Origin of the sequence: Citrobacter sp. C5_2, from assembly GCF_014596845.2 — a bacterium.
In the GTDB taxonomy this organism is placed as follows: Bacteria; Pseudomonadota; Gammaproteobacteria; order Enterobacterales; family Enterobacteriaceae; genus Citrobacter; species Citrobacter werkmanii.
Map to the genome: position 1 here is coordinate 3856118 of NZ_CP115032.1, position 12826 is coordinate 3868943.

The following is a 12826-nucleotide window of genomic DNA, read 5'->3' on the forward strand; positions in this document are numbered from 1 at the left end:
AGCATTGCTTTCAAAACCATCACCGAAGCTGAGTGCATTATTCTCAACTGCATTTTTCCCGGCCTGCGCACCTGCTGCGGCTGATGACGTACTGTCTCCTGCCAGACCACCGGCCATCCCTGCTGATATCGTTGCCAGCGCGCTGATGGTCTGCTTCTGATCCTCACGCAGTTGCGACAGGTCCTTCACATCAGGATACAGCATACCTGCAATCGCCCGGGCCGCAAGTTCGCCCGTTGCCGCACCCGCTGCACCCGCTGCCGCGCTGTTACCCTGCATCGCAGCCGCTGCGCCGCCCAGTATCGCGTGGGCAATGACATTTACCGCAGTATTGCCCTCTGTCGATTTAAGCAGATTCGCCAGCTCTGGTGCCGATGCCCCCGCCAGCGCGGCCCCCACATCACCGCCAGCCAGCCCCTGAAGCGCCGCCGTTGCCGCCTGAATTCCCCGCTGAATATCGCTGCCCGTGCCATACTTGGCCAGTTCTTCCTTGTACTTCGGTGTATCTTTCAGCTTATCCGCTGGCAGATTTGGATTGTCCCTCCGCGCCTCTTTGAGCGCAATAATCTCTCCCTGGGTCCTGGCGATATCGGCTGCCTGACCGCCAATGTCGCTGATGAGTCCCACCGCTTTCAGCCGGTTCTGCTCTTTCTCCTTGTCGAAAATCGGGCTGATGCTGCCGTTGGCGTGTTCCGTATCACGGCTCAGATTCGCCACGTCCTGTTTCTGACCGGTTTTATCACGGATAGTTATGGTGCCGTCTGCCACCGCCGCCTGCGTCGTGCCTTCCGCGTGGCCACTGTTGCCAGCGGCTGAAATCATTCCACCCGGCATGTTACCTTTAAACTGATCGCCGCCAAAAGCCCCGCCGCCGCTCAGGCTGGCTCCTGAATGACTGACCTTAAAGTCTGCTTCGTTGTGAATGTCCCTGAACCCCAGCGTTCCGGTATCAAGGCTGTTTTTATCCCCTGGCGCCGTCGAGGCGATTACCGTACCGTCCAGTTGTGTGTGACGTCCTACCACCACATCAAATCCGCCATCGCCAGCAAAAAGCCCGGTCTGCTCCTGCACCGAGTCATAAGTGCTTTTCATCTTGTCCTGGCTGGCACTGATATAGCCCGAACCGGTCATGCTGCCGAAGGTAAAACTGCCGCCTGCTGCTACGCTGTTCTGTTTCGATTTATAGTCGTTGCTGTCCTGCTGGCTACTCATCCACAGGTCGCGACCAATATTCGCCACCACTTTATCGCCGCTGACCTGCGCGCCATTCAGAATGGCATCACGACCACTGGCCATCGATACCGTGCCACCGCTATCAAGCGTGGTCTCAGCCCATGATGTACCGTTACCCTTCTCATGCCCTTTCGCCGCATTCACATTAGCGAAGACGCCAATACCATAGCCATTAGTCCCCCCGCCAATACTGACGCCCACACCACCGCCGCTGCTACTGTTTTTCCCGGTCGTCTGCTGGGTGTTTGCCACTCCGCTCAGTACAATATCGTTCGCTGCCGCAAGCGTGGTATCCCCACCCGCCTTCAACTGGCTTGCGCCAATCAGAATATCGCCGCTGTTTCCGCTCTGACCTTTACCTGTCGCCACAATAGCCAGGTCGTTACCTGCATTCAGGGTGCTGCCTGCCACAGTATCACTCCAGGCATGCTGCTCAGATTTTGATTTCTGGGAAGTCAGGGAAATGCTAACGCCTATACCGTTATTCGGATCGCCACCGGCCTGAGCAACTGCAACACCCTGCGCCGCCTGCACGCCGGAAAGCGCCGCCTTCGTAGCCTTCAGCGCTGCAAGCCGGTCATCACTCTCATCTTTCACATCCTGAGCGGTTTGTACTGCACTGTTTATCGCAGCACCAGCAGCCCCCGACAGCGCCACCGTCAGTCCGCTGGTTTTCTGCTCAAACTTCTCATCACGGGTGCGTTTGTCATGACCCGGTTCAATAATTACGCTGTCGCCGCGAACAGCAATATCTTTCTGGGCGATGATATCCGCGCCGCCGATATGTGCCTGCTGGCCCGCGGTGATACTGACATTGCCTCCTGTTGAGCCGACAGTACTGAAGCTCTCGCTTTGGGTGGTGCCTTGTTCGCGCAGATCGTGCGTCGTTTTACTGCTACCGATAGTGAAACCGATCCCGCCCGACCCCATCAGACCGCTCTTTTTAGTCTCTTTAAAGCGCCATGAGGTATCGGTATTGGTGGCAGCAACGATATCCACATTGTTGCCAGCTCCCAGCGCCACATTGCCGTCACCGGCAACGGCTGAGCCCTGTACCAGAATGTTATTCCCGGCGGCGACCGTCACATTGTTCCCACTCAGCAGCGCGCCTTTTTCCCGCGTAGCGCTGTCTTCTTCAATCGTATGGGTAGTCTTTTTACTGAGGAATCCTTTTTTGGTTTTCGTGGTTTCCTGGTAGTGATAATCGCTCTCTGTGGCGGTCGTGAGATTCACATCCCGGCCTGCCGTTACGCCGATATCGCCCTGCGCCGTAACATCCGCTGCCTGTGCGTTTACATCACGCCCGGCAATAATGACGGCGTCGCCGCCGCTGGCAATTTCCGTTCCCTGTTGGCGTACGGCGTCATTGACCACGGTTTTCTTCTTCGCACGATAACTGTCGCCGTCTGTCGTTGCTTCAGCCAGCATGTTGACATCTCGCCCGGCCAGCAGACCGACATCATTCTCCGCAGCCAGCCCGGCCGCATGGGAATTAATATCCTGACCCGCTTTCAACAGCAGATTGTCACCCGCTGCCACGGTGGTACGGGAAAGCCCGGTGCTGTGCGATTCACTGCCGCCGTTACGGCTACTTTGCTGAGTGGAGCCCGCATTCAGATTAAGATCGTTACCCGCTGTAAGCTGAGCATTCCCCCCCGCGTTAACATCGCTGGCGGTGACGTTGAGGTTATTTCCGGCATTGATACCGAGCTTACCGCCCGAACTGATGGTGCTACCCTGCCAGTCCACTGACGAACGCCCCGTCTCTGTTATCCAGCGTCCGGAGTGGCTCCGGGCATCGTTAATCTGGTTGGCATTTACCGCAATATCTCCCCACGCATCCATCAGCAATGAACCGCCTGCAGAGAGATTCGCGCCAGTAACGGTGATATCTTTACCTGCCGAGAGCGACAATCCATCCTGCGCGGTAATGGATGCCACAGACCCCAGCAACGTATCTTTAAAGCTCACATTGCGGTATTTATCCCTGGCACTCACATCAATCTGTTCCGCCAGCGTCAGGTTATTGATGTTGCCGCCCAGACTTTCCAGCGCCACCGTTTTTCCGCTGATGGCGGAGCTGACGTTATTGATATCACCCATCGCGCTCAGGTCGAGATTGCCCCCGGCCTGCATCAGACTATTGTTAAGGTTATTAATACTGTTTTGGCTGTCGAGGGTGAGATCGTTTCTCGCCAACAGCGTACTGCCGGAGTTGGTGATATTCCCGCTGGTCAGTTGAACATTATTCCCGGCAATGACGCTACCGTTGTTCACGGTGATATCTTTCGGCGAGAGATACAGCTTCGGTATCATTACCGTTTCACCGTTGACGGTCGCGGCTTCCCACCACAGCATGCTGTGCTCAAGGGACGCGATTTGATCGGCCGTCAGCGCCACCCCAAATGTCAGTCCCAGCGACTGCTGGGTACTGGCAGCGCTATCCATCAGATAACGCATCTGGTCAAGGTCAGAACCAATACCGTTGATGTATCGACTTCCCGTCTTATTCAGCATGGCGTTACTGACATAGCGGGTATCGAACGCCGCATCACCGAGGAAACGGTAGTCATATTCCGGGTTCAGTTTGAGACGATCGAGCATATAGGCCGACCCAAGGAACTGGTTTTGATCGGTATACGCAATATTGGTTTCACGCGGCGCTTCGCCAGGTTTGATACCCAGCATCGCATTCAAATCACCAAACAGGCTGGGATCGAGCTGACCAAGACCGTTCAGTTTCGGGTTAACGTTGATCAGGTACGGGCTTTTCGGATCGTCAGAGACGACGAAATACCCGTTCTTTCCGGAAGGCAACGGATACGCGCTGGTATCCACCGTTTTGCCCTGATTTTGCCCGGCAGTATTCACGCCCTTCTCGCCTGGGTTAATCAGGCCATTGAGTTGGCCGAGGCTGGCGTTACCTTTCTGCGTGGTAGAAACAGGGTTGAGCGTAGCGTCTGATACGCCGCCGCTTTCCAGCGCGCCTGCGCCGTTAATCTGCTGCAATGCGTCATGCAGTCGATCGTTCCACTGAGGGGAACTGACGCTCACCGTGTCATTGCCTGCCAGTGCCTGCTTTTGCACCCCATTACTGATGGTTTGGTTGCTGAGGGTGTTGAGGGTTGGGGTAACGATGGTATTGCTAACCCGTCCCCCACCAGAGGTTGCGTTTTCGTTGCCAATAGAAGTAGTAAACCTGGCGTTTACATTACCGCCCGCCTGAATCACCGAACGGTACGTTTCTCCCCCTTCCTGAACCCGGTCATGCCCTTCCAGGGTAAATGTTATTGTGCGTTCTTTAGGAAGCACAATAGTTTCACCTTTACTGTTTCTCCCCTCGTTATAACGCGGAGGTAACACATCTATATTATTTACGGCAAATTTCTGACGTGAGTATTTCTCTGGGGTATAGGTATAAACCAGATAATCAGTAAGCGTCCCGGACTGCCAGCTCTGGTTATTGAATGTGCTTCCTGAAAGGTCGATATGATTGTTTGCCAGAATAGTACTGGCTGCGTTATCCAGCGTGTTTGCGCCAATTGACAGATTTCGCCCTGATGAAATACGAGCTGCGCCGCCAGAGCTGGAAACCTCTGTTTTTAGCTGGCTGGAAATGAATTTCTGCGTCGCCGTGTCTTTAAACGGTGCGTAGTAATACTGGTAATAATGGTGATAGCTACAGGCTCCATGTGCGTTACAGGCTCCTGATTCTGTTGTGTAGGAATAACCATTAACACCATAGGATCCTGACGGTAATTGGCTTATATCAACTTTTATTGTCGCATCACCTATCCCTGGAATACTGTTTGCTCCAGCTATTTGTGTCTGGTTTGTTTTCAACCCATCTCGCTGGTTCAGCAGATGTCCTGTTTTTATCGTGATATCACCGTTCTGGGTTTCGATATTGCCGGAAGTGTTGACCACTTCACTGTTGGCATTGCCCGCAGCATCTCGCTGCATCCACAGATTGTTGCCCGCGAGGATATCGCCGCGCTGGTTGGTGATGGTGTTAGCATAAAGCGCCAGATTATTTGCCGCGTACAACAGCGCCGTATTGACGATGGCGCCCGGTGCATTGAGCGTCAGAGAGCCACGCGTTCCGGTGAAACCAGCGACTGAAATATTACCGCGACTGGTCAGCGTAATATCGCCACCGCCCTGTAACGTTCCGACGGCATTGAGCGCCACGCTGTCGCCGCTAAGATAACTGACGCCGCTGCCCGTTGTAATTTGCCGTTATTGCTGAGCTGTCCGCCCGCCGTCAGGTTGAGCGATTGCCCCTGAAGCACGCTACGGTTGTCGATAGCGCCATCGCTGGTAATGGTCAGTGTTTTACCCGCGGCAAAAGCGCTTTGCGCAGTAAAACCATTCACCAGCTTCAGCGTCAGATTACCCAGCGCAACCACCTGTCCCAACGCACCCAGCCCGCGACTTTCAACGAACAGGTCGCCGCCGCTGAACAGTTTCCCTGCCGCATTCTGATTAACTTCGCTGGCATTCACACTCAGTTGCGAGTTGCCTAACAGCGTACCGTTATTCGTCAGTTGCGCGTATTTCACCGCCAGTTGACCGGCCTGCGCGGTTCCCTGGTTGGTAAACCGTGTCCCTGCAAGCGTGGCGCTGTCGGCCAGCCAGTTACCGTCATTGGTGGCCGTTGCCGCATTCAGAATGAGGTTTGTCGCCTGTAACCAGCCTGCGCCGGAATATTCTGCCGTCGTCAGCGTCATTCCCGCGCCGGAAAGCAGTTTGCCGTCATTGAGCGCGCGTGTTGTGGCGTTAAGATGGGTCTCTCCACCGCCCTGCATTAAACCGTAGTTGAACAGCACTGGCGTAGAAAGCGAAAGCCCCTGGCGGCTGACAATCTCCCCGGAAGCCTGGTTTATCAAATCACCGCTCAGCGACAGCGTTGCGCCATTATCCCCTTGTAGTCGTCCGCTGTTGGTCAATGCGCCGGTCGTCATGCCCAGCGTCGCACCCTGAATTTTTCCATCGTTGGTGACTGACGCCGCAGTCAGATCCAACGCGCCGCCGCTCAGCATACTGCCCGCTTTCTGCTGCCTGACCGCGCCGTTCATGGCAAGCGTGAGCGCATTTACGCCGCTAATCGCCGCGCTGTTATCAAGGGTTGCCCCCTTCAGCGTAAGATTTTTCGCCGTCCATTGCCCCGAGTTAGTCAGAGAAAGCGCCTGTAGCGTCGCGTTACCAAGGGCGGTAATTTTGCTGCCGGCCGCAGAAGTTAGGTTATTTGCGAGGGTAAGCTGCAGGGCGTCGGCGCTTTGTATTGCCCCGTTGTTTGTCAGCGTTTGCGCACTGAGCAGAACGGACTGTCCCTGCCACGTGCCATTATTCGTCACATCGCCAGAAGTGAGCTTCAGCGCTCCCTGCGTCAGCAGTGAACCACCTGCTGCGTTAATCAATTCCTGTTGCGGTGAAGCCATCGCCATTCGGGCCATCAGACGCTGACGAGCCTCCAGCGTCAGGCTTTGCAGGCCGGTCAGCGTGCCCTGATTGTGGATCCGGTTTTGCTGCAGGGTCAGGGTATTTCCCTGTACCGCGCCACTGTTATCGAACTGTGCGCCGTCGAGCGTTACGTCGCTCTCGCTGAGCAGCTTTCCGCTGTTATCAAGCTGCTGCGCGGTTAGTGACATTCCACCATGGCTCATCACATCGCCTGATGTGGTAAGGCCGTTGTTTACAGTAGCCGTCAGATTACCCAGGCTTATCAGCGATCCTTTGTGCAGCCAGTTATCAGCGGTCAGCGTGAGCTGCTGCCCCTGCAGCGTTCCTTGCGTCGTTATATTGCCAGCATCAAAGGTCAACGCGCCGCCGCTCAGCGTACGGGAGGTTATCCCCGTCGTGAGTACATCGCCAGACAGCGCAAGCCCGTTCGTCCCCTGCCACAGGCCTGAATTGTTTAACGTCGAGGCAGCAAGAGTCAGCCTGTCACCGGCAATACGTCCGGCACTGTTGATATCATCAGCCGTAAGCGCCAGTGCGCCGCCACTTTGAATGTGTCCGGGGTTGGTAAGTCGCCCGGATAGCTTGCCTTCCAGGCCATGTAAACCGTTAAGCACGCCGCTGTTATTCAGCGAGTCGGCAGTAAATGTCAGGGTATTTCCCTGCAGTACGCCGGCGTTTTCCATCGCACCGGTATGCACCAACAGCGCATTACCGGCCAGCCATTTACCTGTGGTATCCGTGGTGAAGGTATTCGCAGAAACCGAGGTACTGTCGTTGCCCTGCACCCGTCCGCTGTTACGGATTGATTTTCCATCCAGAGCGACACTTGTCGCCGCCAGCGTACCGCGGTTATCCAGGGATGCAGTATTCATCGACGCCCCCTGTTTCGCCACCAGGCTCCCCTGATTTTCAACCGAGTTTGCCAGCGTCAGGTTCAGGGAGTCGGCCTGAATATCACCTGCGTTAATTAATGTGCTGCCGCGCAGCGTGAAGCCGGTATTCGCCAGCAGCAGACCGTGGTTTTCCAGTGAGTCGAGGCCTAAATCCAGCCCCGCACCGCTGACCAGTTGCCCCTGCTGACCATTGAACAGATTGCGGGTGGTGAGCTGTAGCGCCGAATTCCCCTGCACAATGCCATTATTCATAAGCTCCGGCACGGAAATACTCAGGGATTTTGCTGCAATCGTGTTGTCGTTAAACAACTGCGCCGCAGCCAGTTCGAACAGGTTGAGACTGCGCAGCGATCCCTGGTTATCCAGTCGCCCGTTAGCCTGAATTTTCAGGCTATCCAGTGCCTGAACGCTGCCGCTATTGTGCAGGTTATCCAGTCTGATCGCCGCCGTACGGCCCTCCAGTTGGCCATCATTTTCGAAACGTTTTCCGCTAAGCTGTAGATCTTCACCGCTGGTCACCTGCCCACCCGCAAGGTTAGTGAAGCGACTGCCATCCCAGGCGAGCGCGTGATCCCCCTGCAGGATCCCACTGTTGCTGAGATCGCCGTGTAATGCCAGCACCTTCGCCGCCAGCATTCCGCTGTTATTCGCACTGGCGGCATGCACTGTCATACCCTGTTGACTGAGTACCTTGCCCTGGTTAGCGAACGCGTCGTGTACTGTCGCCGTTACCCCCGTTTCACCCAGCGCATTACCGCTGTTTTGCCACGTATTTGCTTCCAGATTCAGCGTGCCGCCCTGCAGCAAGCCGGTGTTGTGCAGGGTCTGATTCTTCAGGCTCAATTCACCCACCGACAACACATTCCCGTCGTTTTTCACGTCCTGGCTGTTCAGCGCGAGCATTTCGGCGGCCATGAGTCCGAGGTTATCTGTCTGCTGTCCGTTAACAGACAATGACGTGTCCGCCAGCAGGCGCCCCGCGGCCTCGTTTTTTACCGTCGCATATTCACTTTGCAGATTAACGCCGTTAATTTCTCCGCCGTTAACCAACTGGCGACCATGGAGATGCAATGAACCGTCGCTGGTAATCAGCCCATGGTTGGTCAGATACGGTATATCCAGCGCCAGAGAATGCCTGGCATAGAGCGTGCCGCCGCTCAGGTTATCTAACTTATCAATCTGCAGGTCCATTGCCGCGTTGCCCTGCATCAGACCGCTATTCACAATATGCTGACTGTGGAGAGTTAGCGTGTCGGCTATCAGAGAGCCGCCGCTGGTCAGCAGCTCAGGTGCAATAATCGAGATGCGTTCAGCGCTGGCGCTGCCGTTATGAGTCAGCGTCGCCGCGCTGAGCGTCAGGGTGTCTGCCAACAGTTCGCCATGGTTATCAACTGACTGCTGCGCGCTGAAACCAACGCGTGCCCCGGTGGATTTCCCGCCATGACTGAGCCGGTCAGCCGTCACATCCAGCGAACCTTTTGCCGCCTGTACGCCGTCCAGCGTCACGCTGTTGCCGGTAATCGCAAGGTCCAGACCGCTCTGTAAATGACCGTCTTTGCCGGTAGTCAGCTGCTTTGCGCCGACGTTAAGCGCACCGGCGGCATTAACCTGACCGTTCAGGTTAAGGTTTTGCGTAACGTTTAACTGTATGTTTTGTTGCCCGGTGATCAACGAATCTTTCGCGGCGGTGAGATTTTCAGCATTGAGCGTTACCCCCTGGTTGCCAGAGAGGACGCCATATTGTTCAACTGACGCGGCCTGCACCGTTAGAGTGCCATCAGAGAGCAACTTTCCACTATTACGCAGCGTGGCATCAGCCCGGATATCCGCATCGTTTTTCGCGCTCAGGATCCCCTGCTGGTTCAGCGCTGCCGTCTGTACTGAAAGCTGGCTGCCGCTCGCCAGCGTGCCCATATTATCCAGCGACCCGCTGCGGACCGATACGCTGTTACCCTGCATCAGACCTGTGTTGCTAAGGCTGCTGACAGAAGTATCAAGACTGCCGTTTGCCGCCAGTTGACCACCATTAACGAGGTGGTCACCAGAGAGAGATAAAGCATCTCCCGCATTGACCTGTCCCTGGTTGTTCATTTCGCTACCGGTCAGGCTTAATGCGCCTTTCGCATCGGCCCGACTGGCGTTATCCAGTGCCATGCGCTGCGCCTTCAGCGTTAATCCATTACCTGCTGAGAGCAATCCCCCTTTCGCCGACAGATAGCCCTTACTGTTAAGGCTAACATCAGCATCACTACCCAGCGTGGAACGGGTCAGCGTCAGTCCATTAGTACCCTCGACATCCAGTTTTTCTTTACTGGTCAGGCTGCCGTCGGTAACTGTCAGCGAGCCGTCACTGCGCAGTGAGGTGTTTTTCTGGCTAACCAGAGTGGTTGCAGCAACGGCTACATCCTGTTTAGCAGCCACCTGCAACTCGCCAGCTGCGGCAATCCCACCACCATCGATCGTCACCTTGCCATCGCTACCCAACTGCACGTTTGCGCCGCTGGAGAGATTTGCATCCTGTAGCGCTAACGCCCCGGTGCTGTTGATGGCCATCCCGCTCCCGGTCTTATGGCTGCCGGTCAACGTGACGCCTTCGCCCCTGGCGGAAAGACCACCATTTGCCAGACTGTTGCCGATCGTTAATTTCCCGTTAGCATTGAGGGTGATATCACCCTGACGGGCATTCAGATTTCCGAGGTTGACCCCCAGCCCTTTCTCGCTGGAGACCAAATGAATTCGATTAGCATACATGCCGCCTAACGCGCCGGTATCTACCGCGATTTTCGGTGCTTCTCCTTCGCCATTCAGCAGGCTCGTCTGGCCATTCGCCGCAACGCGATTCGCCCCAGCGATAACTGTCAAATCTTTGGCGTGTAGCGCAGCATTGATTTCCGTGGCGCGGGCAATAATCGACACTGCATCGCTCTGGCTACCATCCAGCCCCTTACCTTCGATGGTAATACTGCCCTTGCTTACCTCCAGCGACTGCAGGTTGCCATTGGCGTCCAACACAGGTTTACCGGTGGTCAGGGTGGCGTTAGGCGTGTTGATAAATCCACAACCATTACAGGTAATGCCATAGGGATTAGCGACCATGACGTTGGCGGCTTTCCCCGCGACTTCGGTATAGCCCTGCAGTTGTGAACGGTTAGCGCCGGTTACTTCGTTGATGATCCCTGAGGCTTCCTTTCCTGGCTGTAGGTTTGGGTTATTCTGGATAATGCCGCCGAGCTGGGTTTGGGTAAATTGCCCGGTCGCGTTGTTAAGGATCAGCCCCTCTTTTCCCACGTTGTAGTCGTTATATTTATTGTGTGAAATCCCGGACTGGTTCGGTGTGGCAATATTCACCACCGGAACACCATTGGCGGCTTTATCCATCTGCGTATTGCCTTCAGGCGTGATGACGGCAGCCATCGTCGGGAGCAGTGGTTGGGTAGCCAGCAGAAAACTCAACATGCCGCTTAGCAAACGCTGGGAAAAACGAACCTGATCCTTTTTCATCACCCTTGTTCCTTAAAATGCCACCGCAACGCGGTAATACACATTGAGATGATCCGGGGCTAGCCAGTCCGGATAGTTAACTGGCGTTCCTACGGTAAACTGAGAGGAGAACCAGCGCCCTGAGCTGGTTAATCCCAGCGCAGCCCCCCACAACGTGCCGGAGGCATACCTGTCAACGCTATCCTGTTTCAGCCAGCCGCCGTCGAATGCCGCCATCGCGCCAATCTGTCCGAATACCGGCAACGTAAACAGCGAATAATTCACTTCGTTGCGCCAGTAGCCGCCGTTATTTCCAGAAATGTATTGTTCTTTAAAACCGCGAACTGAGGTTTCTCCGCCCAGCGTCAGGCGCTCACTGCCGTAGAGTCGGTCCACAGACCATTGAAAATAGACGCTGCTAAGCCACCACACTCTTTCTGCCAACGGGCGCTGAAAACTGCCATTGACGCTCCATTTGCGAAATTCCGCCCTTGGCACATCCCCCTGTTTATTGTTGTCATCCTCTGCGCCAAACCACGGCACGCCCTGGGCGAATGAAGGATTAAACGTCGCAACGCCAGAAGCAATTTTTTGCGTATGGTTGATACCCAGCGAAACACTGGAAAGCTTGCGGCTACTGGTTTCCAGCAGGACATCATTCAATCTGTTACGGTTAATTCGATGCGTGAGACCCAGCGATGCAGCGGTCTTGACATCACCATTGCGAAACAAAACCCAGGATCCGTTCAATCGATGGGTTTCGCTATCACCAGTGGAACGCCAGGCATAACCATTGTTATCAATAGTGCTGAGGTAGTTACTCCAGCTGTAGCTGTAATCAAGCAGTCCGTAGCCATAAGGAATACTCACGCCAGTAGCAAAGTTCTGCGCATCTTTGCTACTGGAAAAATCGCTGCTGCGTCCACCGCTGATAAACCATTTATCTGCCAGGCCGAGCATATTATTGAAAAATAATGCGCCACTGAGTTGCCCGGTTCCGGTGCTCTTTTGCCCGCTGTTATCAAAACTTACTGAACCATTGAGTGGAAATTCTGGCGTGGCGGTGAGGTTAACTATTGAGAACCCCTGCTGACTGCCCGGCAAAATTTCAATTTCCACCGGCGTCTGGCGAACCCGATTCAACTGCTCCATCCCTTGTTCAATGTCACGCAGATTGAGAATTTTTCCTTCCATTCCGGGAAAGGTCATCAGCAGAGTGCGCGATGGGACGCCTTCCAGACGTATTTGCCGCAATTTCCCCTCAAGCACCGCGATATGCAGCACCCCGGAGGAGAGATCCTGTTCGGTTAAAAAGGCACGACTGGTGATATAGCCTCGGCTGATATACCAGTCGGAAATTGCATTTGTCAGTTCCGTCAGACGGGGAATATCCAGGCATTGATTCACCCACGGCGCGATAAGCTTTGCCGAGGCAGCGGCGGACAACTTCGTTGCGCCGTCAATATCAATGCGCGAAATCATAAAACACGGCCCTTCAGCCCGGGCTGGTGTTTTCGGCGTTACGGTTACAGGCAACGTAACGCTACGCTCCAGCTCTTCACGCTGGCGCTGGTTTTCATTAAGTAGCTGCTGTTGTTGCTGCTGAATGGTATTACGATCCGCAGGAGAGAGTGGTGCGGCAGAAACAGTTGTGAATGGCAAAATTAACATCCCAATCAGTAATGCCAACTTTCTTTCATCCCTGAACTTCACCCCACCCTCCAAAAAAGTACGAAAGCGAACCTGACTGCAAAGCA

At 55.0% G+C, this 12826-nt stretch carries 1 protein-coding gene and 1 pseudogene; both read right to left on the reverse strand.

The features are described from left to right. Positions 1-27: 27 nt before the first annotated feature. Positions 28-11090 (reverse strand): annotated as a pseudogene (locus ICA20_RS18805) (hemagglutinin repeat-containing protein); the annotation flags it as partial. Positions 11091-11102: 12 nt separating this feature from the next. After that, the gene (locus ICA20_RS18810) at positions 11103-12740 is read right to left on the reverse strand and encodes a ShlB/FhaC/HecB family hemolysin secretion/activation protein (RefSeq protein WP_219916566.1); all 1638 of its coding nucleotides are present in this window, start codon (positions 12738-12740) and stop codon (positions 11103-11105) included. Between the last annotated feature and the right edge of the window lie 86 nt (positions 12741-12826).